Below are 12,928 nucleotides of genomic sequence, written 5' to 3' on the forward strand. Positions count from 1 at the left end.
CACCCTCGCGTCCGGGCGCGGTCGTGTATCCAGTGAGCGTTCATGATGAACATGCTTCGGGAAGTGCACATCCGTCCGGCGCGGCGGGAGGATATCCGGACAATCGTGCGCCTGCTCGCCGACGATGAGCTCGGGCGAGACCGCGAAGATCTTTCCGAACCGCTTTCGCAGGCCTATTTCAAGGCATTCGATGAGATCGTCGCGGACAAACGAAACCTCGTGATCGTCGCCGAAGCGGCCGATGGCGGGCTCCTCGGCTGTCTGCAGATGACCTTCATCCCTGGCCTCAGCCATCAGGGCGCCGAGCGTGCTCTCATTGAAGATGTGCGTGTCGATAAGCACCATCGCGGCCGCAAGATCGGGCACCATATGCTCGATTGGGCGATCGGCGAGGCGCGCCGACGGCACAGTTGTCTGATCGAGCTATTTGTCCACGAAACCCGGTTCGCCGCGCGGCGCTTCTATGAGAACCATGGTTTCAAGGACAGTCACCGCGGCATGCGGCTTCAACTGGCCTGAGAACTTAAGGCCCAGCGGTTTCAATGCGTGACGGAGTGCGACAGGGTGTTGATAATGACCACCCCCGTGATGATGAAGCCGATGCCGATCAGCGCCGGCAGATCGAGCGACTGGCGCAGCACGACGAAGCCCACGGCCGACACCAGCACGATGCCGAGCCCGCTCCAGATCGCATATGCGATGCCGACCGGCATGACGCGCAGCGCGAAGGACAGCAGATAGAAGGCCAATGCATAGGCAGCGATCGTGCCCAGCGTCGGCCACAGGCGGGTGAATTGCTGCGAGGCGGCAAGCAGCGACGTGCCCACCACTTCGGCGGCGATGGCGACGAGCAGCAGGCCATAGGCGGTGACCAGCGGATTCATGACGGCACACTTCTTGTTACGGTGATGAGGCGGTTGCGCAGCTCGGCCCGGTTGGCCGGCCGCACCTCCATGAAATCGGCGAGCCACACGCCATCGGCGGCATAACGGATGACCTCGAGCTCGGGCGCGCTGTCGGTTGCGCGATGCCGGTCGAGACGCGCCGCGAGCCACTTGGCCCACAGCTCCCTGAGGCGCGGATCGGTGAGCATGGCAATGCCGAGCACGGCGCAGGAACTGTCCACGCCGACATCGCCCTGGCGGAACATGGCCTCGACATAGGCGCGGGAGAAGCAGCCAGGCCTCTCACCGTCCGCCGCGATCAGCTCGTCGATATCGCGGTCGAGCGCGGCGAGGAAATCGGTGAACATCGCCTCGATCAGCACCTGCTTCGAGGGGAAATGATGGAGCAGCCCGCCCTTGGTCACACCCGCGGCGGCCGCCACCCCTTGCAGGCTGACACCGGCCAGCCCCTCCCGAACCGACAGCCGCGCCGCCTGGTCGAGCAGCTGGCGGCGAACCTGGGCCGGATCCTTCTTGCGATGATGAGCGAGAGCCACGGCATAAACATACCATCTGGACGGTTTCTTTGTCCAGAATTATGGGAACGCGACTTCCGCCCTCCAGCGCTACTCAAGCTTCGTAGGTGATGCGCCCGTCGCAGATGGTGACCGCCGGCGTCATCTGGTCGATCGTCTCCAGCGCCACCTTCTCGATATCGTCCGACAGCACCACGATATCGGCGAGGAGGCCGGGCGCGATGCGGCCTTTGCGGTCTTCCATGAACTCCGTATAGGCTCCGTCGCGCGTATAGCCCGCCAGCGCATCGCCGAGCGACTGCTTCTGCTCCGGCAGTCCCGTCTTCCAGGGCTTGCGCGTCACCGCCGCATGGATGCCGCGCATCACATTGATATCGGAGACCGGCCAGTCGCTGGCGAAAGCAAGCCGCGCCCCTGCTTCGCGCAAAGTCTGCCAGGCATAGGCCAGCGGAAAGCGCGCTTCGCCGATGAGGCCCAGCGTCGGCTCGAGCGGCAGGCCCATCGTGCCGGGCGGATGCGGCGGCTGCATCGAGGCGACGACGCCGAGCTCGGCGAAGCGCGGAATATCGGAGGCGAGCACCACTTCGATATGCTCGATGCGATGCCGGCTGTCGCGTTTGCCATTGGCCTTGGCCGCCGCCGCATAGCCGTTGAGCACACTGTTGACGGCGCCGTCGCCGATCGCATGGACGGCGATCTGCAGGCCGCGCCGGTCGACATCGATGGCGATCTCGTTGAACTGCTCCGTCGTGAACAAGGGATCGCCGTTCTTGCGCGGAGGCCCTCCATAGGCGCCGGCCATCACGGCGGTGCCGGAATCGATGACGCCGTCCATGAACATCTTGACGAAGCCCGAGCGCAGACGCTCCGAGCGGTAGCGCCGATGCATCTCGCTCGCTTTCTCGAGATCGGCAAGCTTCATGAAATTCTTCATATGGAAAGGCACGCGCCCCCTGACCGGCAGGCCTTCGGCGCGATCGATCTCGGCAAGGAGATCGAGCTGATAGAAATTGCCGTCCATATTGTGGAAGCTGGTGATGCCGTGTTTGGCGCAATGGGCGAGCCCGCGCCGCATCGTCGCGAGATCATGGGCGCGCTCGGCCGGGCTCGGCGTGACAGCGGGCTCGCCGCCGGTTTCGAGACCGAGCCTTTCGCGGCATTCACCACCCAGCGCGCGCACCGGGTCGATGGCGGCCCCTTCCCGCAGCTCGCCGGTGGCAAGCCCATCCGATCCCATCACGATCTCATTGCCGACCGGAACCGCGCGGCCGCGCAGGACGCCGGCGCGCTCGAGCGCCACCGTATTGGCCCAGGCGGTATGATGGTCGGGCGAGAACATCATGAACGGCCGGTCGGGTACGATGCGGTCGAGATGATGCCGGGTCACCGGCTCGTCCTTCGACAGGATTGTGTAGTCGGCGCCTTGCGCGATCAGGAGCGGTATTTCGGGTTTGCTGCGCGCATAGTCCCGCGCCAGCTCGGAAAGCCTGGCGAAGCCCGAAACGCCCGTCAGATGCAGCATCTCGAGCTCGGCGGCGCCCGAGAAGATATGCAGATGGGCTTCGATGAAGCCCGGCAGCACACTCGCCCCTTGCGCGTCGATGATACGGGTGCCTTTGTGCCGGAAGGCCTGGGCGTCAGCCGCGGCGCCTGCGAACAGGATCTCGTTGCCGGCGATCGCCACGCAGTCGCAGCGGGGATTCTTGTCGTCGAGGGTGAGCACGCGCGCATTGACGATGAGAATATCGGCCTGCTTCATGCCCGCCCTCGCTCAAAACGTTTTTCTCGTTAGAGCGATTTCCTCTTCGCCGAAGTCGGACAACTTCGGCGGGAAGCGCTCTGTCAGGCGGCGTTCACATAAGCGACGGCTGCCATCATGCCCGCATTCATATGATAGAGATGGTGGCAATGGAAAGCCCAGTTGCCCGGGTTATCCGCATCGAAAGCAATCGTCACCATCGCGTTGGGCGGCACCAGGAGGGTGTCGCGCATGGCGCCCTGAACCTTCTGTCCGTTGATGTCGACGACCTGGAAGTGATGGCCGTGCAGATGCATCGGATGCGACATGGTGGTCATGTTGTGCATCATGATGCCGATACGCTCGCCATGCCTCACGGTGAACAGCGTGTCATGCATCGAGGCCTTGCCGTTCAGCCCCCAGACATAGTCCTTATCGCCGCCGGTCAGCATGACCATCTCGGCGCGGGTGATGGGCTCGGGCGCCAGGCCCTTCAGCGCCCTCAGCCTCAGCTCCATGGCGAGGTCGACCGCCGGCGCCATGTCGCCTTCCGCGCCGATCTTGGCGATCGTGCCGTCGCCCGCGACGAGGACGATGCCGGTGCGCTGCTTGAGACCTTCGGGCCGGAACAGGATGGGCCAGGCGCCGCTTTCGCCGGGCAGCGTCACGCGGATGTCGGCGCGTTGCGCGATGCCGAGCGGGAACACCTTCTCCTTCACCGGTTCGATCTCGTTGCCGTCGACGGCGATGAACTCGCCTTCGAGCCCGCCCAGATCCACCCACATATTCGTGGCGGCGGCACCATTGATGATACGCAGCCGCACGCGGCCGCCCTTCTCGACCTTCACCACTTCCGGATCGTCGAGCGTGCGCTCATTGGCGAGGAAGGCGTCGAAGGTGATGTCATTAAGCATGGCGCCCGCATCGGGTGCCGGCATCGCCATCTTGCTGTGATCCATCCCGCTCATATTGCCCATGCCGCTCATGCCGCCACCGCTATGGGCGGCGTGATCGCCGCCACCGGCTTTCAGCTCGGCGAGGATCTCGGCGGGCTCGCGGAAGGTGAAATCATGCAGCAGCACCACATGCTCCTGCTCGTCGGCCGCGACATCGGCGCGGCTGCGCACGATCATCGGCGCGGCGAGCAGCTTCTGTTCCTGGAGCCCGACATGGGAATGCATCCAATGCGTGCCTGCGCGTGGCTTGAAATCATAAGAATAGCTTTCGCCCGGCTTGAGTTCGGGCTGCGACAGCATCGGCACGCCGTCCTGCTCGGTGGGTGGCGTCTGGCCATGCCAGTGGACGAGCGTCGGCTCGCTGAGGCGGTTGGTGAGCGACAGCCGGAGCGACTGGCCGGCATCGAAATTAAAGCCCTGTTTACCCTGCGCCGTATCAAGCCTGTAAACCTTCGCGGCCTTGCCCCTGACCTCGATCACGCGCGTATCCACCGTGAGTTGGGTCTCGTCCTTGGCCGCGAAGGCGGCCCGGCCGAGGAACGGGACGGCCGCCGTCGAGCCGAGAGCGGCGATGAAATGACGTCGTGAAATCAAGGGCATAATTATATCCTGTTATCCGATCGGCAGTTGCGGAGCATGCTGCACCTCTATTTGGGGCTTACCATATGGGAAGGTCCAGAGCGCTCGCATCAAATTCGCCTGAACGAAGCTTATCCAAGGTCAAGTGCGTGGAATTTGACCGCTTCCGTTAACCCCGGTTGAAGGGGGCTCATCTAGGCTCCGTTCACCTGAAATCCATGGAGCCAGGGCTCAGAATGCGGTCGCCTATGAAACTGCTGGTGCGCTTCCTCAAGGAAGATAGCGGCGCCACGGCCATAGAATACGGCCTCATTGCGGTTGCCATCTTCTTTGCGATTCTGGCCTCGGTGCAGCTCCTCGGCGACCAGTTGTCCAATCTCTACTCCCTTGTGACGACGGGTGTCGGGACGGTCCAGCCGTAACGAGATTTCGACATCCATTATGGGTTGGCTGGCCGGTAGCTTTGAACAGCGAGCCGGGCGCTGCGAAAGGTTTCATACCATTCCCTTGGCACCGCGCGCGGCTCGAGAAGACGCCCACTCAGTGACCGCTCGATAGCGCCGCCCGCGCCGGTCGCGGCGAGCTGCCCGCAGCCAAGCGCGGTAAGCTCGGGCTCATCGGAAATACGCAGCGGGCGTGAGAGGACATCGGCAAGAAACTGGCAGAACCACGGATTGCGGCTCATGCCGCCGTCGATTCCGATGGGAGCGGAGCCAGGCGCGGCATTCGCCATGGCGTCCATGACTTCAAGCATACGGAACGCGACGCCTTCCAGCACCGCCTGCGCCAGATCGATGGGCTTCGTGTCCAGCGCGAGGCCCATCCACGCGCCTTTCGCGGAGCGATCCCAGTGGGGACAGGCAAGCCCGGCGAGCGACGGCACGAAGGCCAGGCCGCGCGTAATGGCCGGCGCGGCATCGAAATGATTGATGTCGTCGAATCGGGTGAAGAGTCCGAGCTGACGGGCCCAGTTCACCGCCGATGAGGCGGCATAGACCCCGCCGTCGAGCGCATAGACGGGCCGCTTGCCGGATTCCGCCCAGGCGATGGTGGGCAGGACGCCCGGAACGGACATCAGCGCGCCTGTCAGACAGAGCGCAAAGGCGCCCGTGCCGAAGGTGATCTTGGAATCGCCCGGCTTGCGCGCCCCGTGGCCATAGAGCGCCGCCTGCTGGTCGACCATCGAGGCCGTCAATTCTCGTCCGCCCGGCAACACACCGAGATCGCCCGTCGTGGGGCGGATCTCCGGAAGCGCCTCCGGAGGTACCCCGAAAAGCCGGCAGAGATCCGCGTCCCAGTGGCCTGTGGTCAGGTTAAGCAGGCTCGTGCGGGAAGCAGTGCTCGGATCGGTGGCAAAGACGCCCGTCAACCTGTCGCGGAAAAAGGCGTCCGTCGTTCCAAGCCTCAGGCGCTTCGCCGCCAGCAGTCCGCGCGCCTCGGGAACATTGGCCAATATCCATCCGAGCTTCGATCCCGAAAAATAGGGATCGAGCGGAAGGCCGGCTCGCGACAGGGTCAGCGCCTCCTTCCCTTCGCTCTTGAGTCGCTCACAAATGTCGGTCGTCCGCGCGTCCTGCCAGACAATGACCGGTGTGATGGCCTTGCCGGTCGCGGCATCCCAAGCGAGACAGCTCTCGCCCTGATTTGCCAGTCCGACACAATCGACTTCCGGCGCCGCGGCGAGGCAGGCCTGAAGATTTTTCACGAGCTCTTCGGCATCGTGTTCGACATGATTGGCAGCCGGATAGAACTGGCGGTGCTCGATCGCATGGATCTGGCGGATGCCTTCATCATCCACCAGGAGGGCGCGTGTCGACGTCGTACCCTGGTCGATGGCGAGGGCTCTCATTCTTCCTCCAGCACGATTTCCACGGCGCCGGCGCGGGGCGGCAGGGGCACCGTTATGCGCCTTTCCGGGCGCGTGTCGATCCTTCGCGAAGCATATTCGCTGCCGCCGACTTTCACGGTCAGTCGTCCCGCGACCGACCGCGTCACCCGCAATTGCAGGCGATCAAAGGCAACGGCATCCGGCCCGGTCACTCTCTGGGGAACGACCCAATCCAAAGCCTCGCCGATCAATTTCACTTCATATGTGTCGCCTTGCGGCAGACGCCCGGCAAGAGCGGCGCGCATCGCCTGGCCGACGGCAACACCTTCTGCCCAGCTCCAGCCGGCCGTTTCGACGGGGCGCAGAAGATTGCCGGCTGCGAAATAGGATGGATCGCTGCACCGGCCGAAGCTGTCGATGACCGGACCGCCGGTCGCCGGATCGCGAATGAGATCGCTTCCATCCAGCAATGTCGCTTCCGGGCGAAAGCGGCCGGAGACGATGACGCCGTCGGCCTCAATCGTGCTTTCGCCTTTCGGCCCCTTGATGACGACACGCTCGACCCGTTCACGACCTTCTATGGACGTGATGACGGTCGACAGATGCAACGGGATGCCCTTCAGATGAGGATAGACCGCAGCAGGCCAGCGCGCGGTCACGCGGGGATCGGGCTCTATCATCGCAACGGGTCGAATGCCGGCATGCGCGCAGGTCATGATCGCCGAGAACGATACCAGCTCCGTCCCCAGAATCACCGGCCGGCGGAAAGGCCGTCTGCCTTCGAGATAAACCAGACCCTGCAAAGCGCCTGTCGACATGACGCCGCCCGGTTTCTCACCGCCGATCAGCCTTTGGGCACGTGAGCTTTCGCGCACGCCGGTGGCGAGCAGCACGAGCTTCGCGTCGATTTCCGTTATTCCCGCATTGGACGTCACGGCGACGCGCGGACCCGGCAGGAGACTGACGACATTCACGCCGGTGGCGACGTGGACTCCCGCGGCCTGCGCGCGTCTGACCAATGTCTGCGCATAGGCCGGCCCCTTCAGGAGCCGCCGAAACTCGCGCAATCCGAATGGGTAATGTCCGCAATGCCTGGGAATGCCGCCCGCGGATGTTTCACGATCGAGAACAAGCACACGCGCCGAAGGGGCGAGCACTGTCGCGGCCGCGAGGCCCGCGGGGCCTGCACCGATGACGAGGATGTCGGTCTCCCGCGGCAGGCTCATTCAGCCCTCTCCGCCATCGGGCGAACGAACCGGCCGTCCGTCAATCGAGACAGCTCCGCGGTGCAGAAGAAACCCTGACAACGCCCCATGGTGACGCGCGTGCGCCGCTTGAGTCCGGCGAGCGAACGGACCGGCAAGGGTCCCTCGAACGCGGCCAGAATTTCTCGCCTTGTCGCCATCTCGCAGTGGCATACCACACCGCCGTGACCTTCAGTCTGCCAGTCGCGCGGACAAGTTTCACTGATATTCGCGACCTTCGGCCAGGCCGGAGCGCTTCTGGGCGTCAGCGCCAGCCGAGCGAGATGCTCGACATGGAGCGCGATCCCGAGCGCGGACGATAGTCCGGTCGAACGGATGCCGCCGACGGTGATGTAGTTCAGCCCGTCATGCGCCTTGATACAATAATCCTTGAACTCGGTTGCCGGGCGCAGGCCCGCATAGATCGCCGTGACGGTGTGATCCTTCAGCCTGGGCAAAATCTCGGCGCCGCGCCGCTTCAGCGCTTCGAGCGTCTCGGGCATCAGCACGGCATGCTCGCGGTCATCCTGATCTTCAGCGGTCGGGCCGACGAGGAGATTGCCGAAGGCGGTGCGGCAGACGACGACGCCCTTCGTCACCTTGTTGGGAACCGGCAGGAGAATATGCGCTGCGAGCCGGGAAGCAGGCTTGTCATAGACAATGAACTGACCTTTGCGCGGCCTGATGTGGAAATCGCTGCGCCCGATGAGTCTTTCGTCCAGCCGGTCGCCCCACAGGCCTGCGGCATTGACAACCATGCCGGTACGCACCGTTCCTCGCGTCGTCTCGAGACTCCAATCGCCGTCACGCCGCCCGCTGATGACTTCCGCGCCGCGCAGCACCTCCGCACCGTTCTCGATCGCCTGCAGCAGATAGGCGAAGGGCGCGGACCACGGATCGATCAGATATTCGCGTGGCACCCGGAAAGCGGCGCGCGCACCAGGCCCGAGTCCAGGTTCATGCGCGCGCATTGCCGCCTCGCTGAGGGCTTCGATGTCGGAAACGCCGTTCTGCCGCGCCTGCTCCATGAGGGTCGGCAACAGCGCTTCTTCCTCCTCCGTCCACGCAATGACAAGCGCGCCCGCGCGGAGAAGCGGAAGACCAAGACGGCTATGGATCGCCAGATACTCTTCATACCCGGAGGCGATGCAGCTCTGCTCCAGTGAACCGACCGGCGCGTCGAAGCCGGTATGGAGGATCGCCGAATTACCTTTCGAGGCGCCATCCAGGATATCGACGGCCTTCTCGATGACCGCGACGCGCGCACCGCTCAAGGCAAACCGGCGTGCAATCGCGCATCCCACCACGCCGGCACCGACGACCGTAACGTCGAATCGGCCCGACAGGGCGGACAGCTGGTCCGGCATCGGTCTCTCCACTTGCCAATCTTACCCGATTTCTGATCATTATTGCCCGGATAGTCAATTCTCTTTCAACATAGTGCCCATTTCTTGGAAAAACTCACCAATCCGCTGTTGACATGGGCAATTCCAGCAAAGTAACTCGAAGCATGCCGGCCACCCGGGGCCGGTTGAAGGGGACATCGCGTGAAGCCGAAGGCGCGTCAGGCTCGCATTGTCGAATTGATTGAGCGCGATGGCGAGGTGGCCGTCGAGACGCTCGCCGAGAGTTTTCGTGTCTCGCCGGAAACGGTACGTCGCGATCTCGCATTTCTCGCCGAGAGCGGCGCGGTGCAGAAGATCCATGGCGGCGCACGGCGCATGCGACTGCACGCCGAAGGCACTTTCGACGAGCGGATGGGCGAGGCGTCGGGTGAGAAAACCACGATCGCGCGCAAGCTCGCTAACCTTATCGCTGGTGGCGATACCTTCTTCATAGATACAGGCTCGACGACGCTGAGCTGCGCGCATGCGCTGAGCGACATCACGGATCTGACCGTCGTGACGAATTCGGTGCGCATCGCGCATGTCATGGCGCGCGGCGCCGGCAAGGCGCGGGTGCATCTGATCGGCGGCATTTACGCCGTGGACAACGGCGAGTCGGTGGGCGCCGACGCCATCGAGCAGATATCCCGCTTTCATGTCGATTACGCGATCGTCGGCGTCGCCGCACTGGACACGACCGCCGGACCCTCCGCCTCCAATTTCGACGAGGCATCGATCGCGCGCGCAATGTGCGCCAACGCTCGCAAGATCATCGTCGTGGCGCATGCCGACAAATTTTCCCGCCGCGCCGCGCACCTGATCTGCCGCCTCGACGAGGTCGACATTCTCGTCTGCGATCAAAGCCCTGAAGCGGCAGTTCGCGCAGCGCTCAAAACTGCCGGAGTGACCCTGCTATGAGGATGAGCTAACCCTCGACGGCATAACGCCTGTCGACCACCGTGACCGCCGGCACGACCCGTTCACGCTCGAACCGGTCGTAGCCTGACTTGAGATCGCGCCAGAACCCGATCCAGCGCGATTGCGCGTGGCGCGCCATGTTGATGTCCGTCATGCGGAACGGAAAGGCATGGACATCGACCTGCGTCTGACCTTTTCGCAGCGCCGCCGCGACCAGCCGGTAGATGTCGTCGACCGACGGATCGGTCATCGCGTAGCAGCCGATCGAGCTGCAGCCGCCATGCACCATCAGATAGGAGCCGGTGCGGCCATGCGCGCGGTCGAAACTGTTCGGAAAACCGAGATTGAACGAGAGATGGTGCCGGCTGTTCGGATTGAGCTGCTCGCTCGCCACCTGATAGAAGCCTTCCGGCGCCTGGCGGTCACCCTCCTTGAGCTTGGGACCGAGTGCTCCGGAGAAACGGCAGATCGGATAGGTCTGGAATTTCCGCCAGCTGGCTTTGTCGTCGCGCATCCAGACTTCGAGGACGGCCTCCTGCTTGAAGATGCGCAGGAACACCGGCTGGCCCTCACTGAAGCCCTTGGCGGCGAGGCGTTGCGGCAAAGTCCGCTGCGCCTCTTCGAGCGTCATGCGGTTGAATTGCCAATAGACGGCATATCCCGCCACGACGGCGGCAACGAGGACAAGCAAGAGCTTCATGACCCGCATCAGCTGAGACTGATGGGCAATGAAGGCAGCTTTTGGGCACAGCATCGGCCCGAAAGGTTGCAGACCTTTCGGACAAGCCGATGCGAAAATAAAAAAGTCCGCTTCCTAAAGATCGCGGCCGATGGCGAGGAACTTGTCGCGGCGCTGCATGCGCAGCGCATCCGCCGGCATGGCGGCAAAGGCGCGCAGTGAGCGCGCGATCGCCTCATCGGCGGCCTGGAGCACCTGCTCGCGGCCGCGATGGGCGCCGCCCAGCGGTTCGGCGATGATGTCGTCGATGATGCCGAGCTTCTTCAGATCCTGCGCGGTGATGCGCATGGCGCTCGCCGCATCCTTGGCGCGCGCCGCATCGCGCCAGAGAATGGAAGCAGCTCCCTCCGGCGAGATCACGCTGTAAATCGAGTGTTCGAGCATGAGCACGGCATTCGCGGTGGCGATGGCGATGGCGCCGCCCGAACCGCCTTCACCGATGATCACCGAGATCAGCGGCACGCCCAGTCCCAGACAGCAATCGGTCGAGCGCGCGATGGCCTCCGCCTGGCCACGTTCCTCGGCATCGATGCCGGGATAAGCGCCGGCGGTGTCGATGAGCGTGATGACCGGCAGGCCGAAGCGGTCGGCGGTTTCCATGAGGCGCACCGCTTTGCGATAGCCCTCGGGGCGCGCCATGCCGAAATTGTGCTTGAGCCGCGACTGGGTGTCGTTGCCCTTCTCCTGGCCGATGACCGCCACCGCTTCGCCGCGGAAGCGGCCGAGGCCGCCGATAATGGCATTGTCCTCGGCGAATTTCCGGTCGCCCGCCATCGGCGTGTAGTCGGTGATGAGCTCTTTAATATAGTCGACGGTGTGCGGCCGGTCGGGATGGCGCGCCACTTGCGCCTTCTGCCAGGGGGTGAGGTTCTGATAGAGGTCGGCAAGGATTTTGGCGGCCTTCTTTTCGAGCGCCTTTATCTCTTCGGTGATCGAGACGGCAGCCTCTGGCCCCGCAATAGCCTTGAGCTCGGCGATCTTGCCTTCGAGCTCGGCGAGGGCGGCTTCAAAATCGAGATATGCGTGCATTGAACCTCAGAAGGGCCGGCTGGCCGGAATGCGGCGCAAAGTGGCTATCCCGGTTACGGATGTCAACCGGACTTCGCCAGCGGATGATGGGTTTCGACCGCCGCCCGCAATCGGTCGCTCTCGATATGGGTATAGATCTGCGTCGTTGAAATATCGGCATGGCCAAGCATCTGCTGCACAGCCCGGAGATCGGCACCACCGGCGAGCAGATGGCTGGCGAAGGCGTGGCGCAGCACATGCGGCGAGATCTTCGCCACGCTCAAGCCGGCTTCGGCTGCTAAAGCTTTGAGTTCCAAGGCGAAATGCTGGCGCGTCAAGTGTCCGGCCTCGCCATGGGACGCAAACAGCCAGGGGCTTTCCGGCACTTCGTCCTCGCGGAGCGCCCGAAGGTAAGCCGCTGTCGCCTCGGCCGCCTTGTGCGATACCGGCACCATGCGCTCGCGCCCGCCCTTGCCCTTCACCACGAGGAATTGCGGTCCCTTGGCGACCGCCTGGCGCTTGAGCGCCACCAGCTCGGAGACCCGCAAGCCGGTGGCATAGAGCAGTTCGAGCAGGCAATGGAGCCGCACCGCCTTGAGTCGCGCTTTGCCGGTGAGGCGGAGCGTCCGGGCTTCGGCGGCGGAAATCAGCGTCGTAACGTCATCCGCCGTCATCACCTTGGGCAAGGGCCGGCGCAGCCGCGGTGCATCGATGGCCGTGGCGGGATTCTCGCGCACGATCCCCTCGCCATAGAGGAAATTGTGGAACTGCCGGAGCGCCGAGAGCTTGCGGGCGGCGCTCGAAGCCTTGAGCCCTTCCGCCGCAAGCGCCGCCAGATAGTTCCTTATATGTTCCGACGTCGCATTCTGAAGGCCGGTTCCTTCGCTGCCGAGAAAAGCCGCATAGGCCTCGAGATCTCGCTCATAGGCGGCAAGCGTATTGCGCGCGGCGCCCCGCTCGGCGCTCATCATTTCCAGGAATCGCTCGATCAGCCTCTGATCGCGGCCATTCTCATTGCGCTCTGATTTTTTCATGCGGTAGCGCCTTGACGATCTCGGTCTGTTCCGGGGGATAGTTTGCCAAGCCCCAGGCAGCCCCGTAAACGGCACCAGC

The 12,928-nt window shown here is 63.8% G+C and carries 13 protein-coding genes; 3 read left to right on the forward strand and 10 right to left on the reverse strand.

Going from position 1 to position 12,928, the window contains the following annotated elements; translation table 11 throughout:
* Nucleotides 1-42: 42 nt before the first annotated feature.
* Nucleotides 43-519, forward strand: a complete 477-nt coding sequence (locus JHL16_RS17515) for a GNAT family N-acetyltransferase (protein ID WP_246770962.1) — start codon at nucleotides 43-45, stop codon at nucleotides 517-519.
* 20 nt (nucleotides 520-539) lie between these two features.
* Here the strand turns inward: JHL16_RS17515 and JHL16_RS17520 are convergent, their stop codons facing one another.
* From JHL16_RS17520 to JHL16_RS17535, 4 genes are all read right to left on the reverse strand, one after another.
* On the reverse strand, nucleotides 540-884 hold the full coding sequence (locus JHL16_RS17520; RefSeq protein WP_137857638.1) for a DMT family transporter: 345 nt from the start codon (nucleotides 882-884) through the stop codon (nucleotides 540-542).
* Entirely contained in the window at nucleotides 881-1,441 is a 561-nt protein-coding gene (locus JHL16_RS17525; protein ID WP_200186151.1) for a TetR family transcriptional regulator, read from the reverse strand. The genes JHL16_RS17520 and JHL16_RS17525 overlap by 4 nt, the downstream gene beginning before the upstream one ends.
* Before the next feature lie 73 nt (nucleotides 1,442-1,514).
* Complete coding sequence (locus tag JHL16_RS17530; protein ID WP_200186152.1) at nucleotides 1,515-3,179, reverse strand: amidohydrolase; 1,665 nt, start codon at nucleotides 3,177-3,179, stop codon at nucleotides 1,515-1,517.
* Between the two features lie 83 nt (nucleotides 3,180-3,262).
* A complete protein-coding gene (locus JHL16_RS17535) occupies nucleotides 3,263-4,714 on the reverse strand; it encodes a multicopper oxidase family protein (protein ID WP_200186153.1) in 1,452 nt (483 codons plus the stop codon).
* 227 nt (nucleotides 4,715-4,941) lie between these two features.
* Here JHL16_RS17535 and JHL16_RS17540 point away from each other — a divergent pair, with 227 nt between their 5' ends.
* Nucleotides 4,942-5,115 carry a Flp family type IVb pilin gene (locus JHL16_RS17540; protein WP_200186154.1) on the forward strand — a complete coding sequence of 58 codons (174 nt, stop codon included), beginning with the start codon at nucleotides 4,942-4,944 and terminating at the stop codon, nucleotides 5,113-5,115.
* Nucleotides 5,116-5,132: 17 nt separating this feature from the next.
* Here the strand turns inward: JHL16_RS17540 and JHL16_RS17545 are convergent, their stop codons facing one another.
* From JHL16_RS17545 to JHL16_RS17555, 3 genes are read right to left on the reverse strand one after another with little or no spacing between them, the layout of a single operon-like run.
* Nucleotides 5,133-6,542: an FGGY family carbohydrate kinase gene (locus tag JHL16_RS17545; RefSeq protein WP_200186155.1), complete on the reverse strand. Its 1,410-nt coding sequence runs from the start codon at nucleotides 6,540-6,542 to the stop codon at nucleotides 5,133-5,135.
* The gene (locus tag JHL16_RS17550; protein ID WP_200186156.1) at nucleotides 6,539-7,747 is read right to left on the reverse strand and encodes an NAD(P)/FAD-dependent oxidoreductase; all 1,209 of its coding nucleotides are present in this window, start codon (nucleotides 7,745-7,747) and stop codon (nucleotides 6,539-6,541) included. The genes JHL16_RS17545 and JHL16_RS17550 overlap by 4 nt, the downstream gene beginning before the upstream one ends.
* Complete coding sequence (locus JHL16_RS17555) at nucleotides 7,744-9,132, reverse strand: NAD(P)/FAD-dependent oxidoreductase (RefSeq protein WP_200186157.1); 1,389 nt, start codon at nucleotides 9,130-9,132, stop codon at nucleotides 7,744-7,746. Before JHL16_RS17555 ends, JHL16_RS17550 begins: the two co-directional genes overlap by 4 nt.
* 180 nt (nucleotides 9,133-9,312) lie before the next feature.
* Between JHL16_RS17555 and JHL16_RS17560 the strand changes: the two genes are divergently transcribed.
* Complete coding sequence (locus tag JHL16_RS17560) at nucleotides 9,313-10,068, forward strand: DeoR family transcriptional regulator (RefSeq protein ID WP_200186158.1); 756 nt, start codon at nucleotides 9,313-9,315, stop codon at nucleotides 10,066-10,068.
* Nucleotides 10,069-10,075: 7 nt separating this feature from the next.
* Here JHL16_RS17560 and JHL16_RS17565 read toward each other — a convergent pair whose 3' ends face one another.
* From JHL16_RS17565 to xerD, 3 genes are all read right to left on the reverse strand, one after another.
* Complete coding sequence (locus tag JHL16_RS17565; RefSeq protein ID WP_200186159.1) at nucleotides 10,076-10,768, reverse strand: L,D-transpeptidase family protein; 693 nt, start codon at nucleotides 10,766-10,768, stop codon at nucleotides 10,076-10,078.
* 114 nt (nucleotides 10,769-10,882) lie between these two features.
* Nucleotides 10,883-11,836, reverse strand: coding sequence for an acetyl-CoA carboxylase carboxyltransferase subunit alpha (locus JHL16_RS17570; RefSeq protein ID WP_200186160.1), 954 nt, complete (start codon nucleotides 11,834-11,836; stop codon nucleotides 10,883-10,885).
* Nucleotides 11,837-11,898: 62 nt separating this feature from the next.
* Nucleotides 11,899-12,849, reverse strand: a complete 951-nt coding sequence (gene xerD, locus JHL16_RS17575) for a site-specific tyrosine recombinase XerD (protein WP_200186161.1) — start codon at nucleotides 12,847-12,849, stop codon at nucleotides 11,899-11,901.
* Between the last annotated feature and the right edge of the window lie 79 nt (nucleotides 12,850-12,928).

The organism is Taklimakanibacter albus (genome assembly GCF_016595235.1).
Lineage (GTDB): Bacteria > Pseudomonadota > Alphaproteobacteria > Rhizobiales > Aestuariivirgaceae > Taklimakanibacter > Taklimakanibacter albus.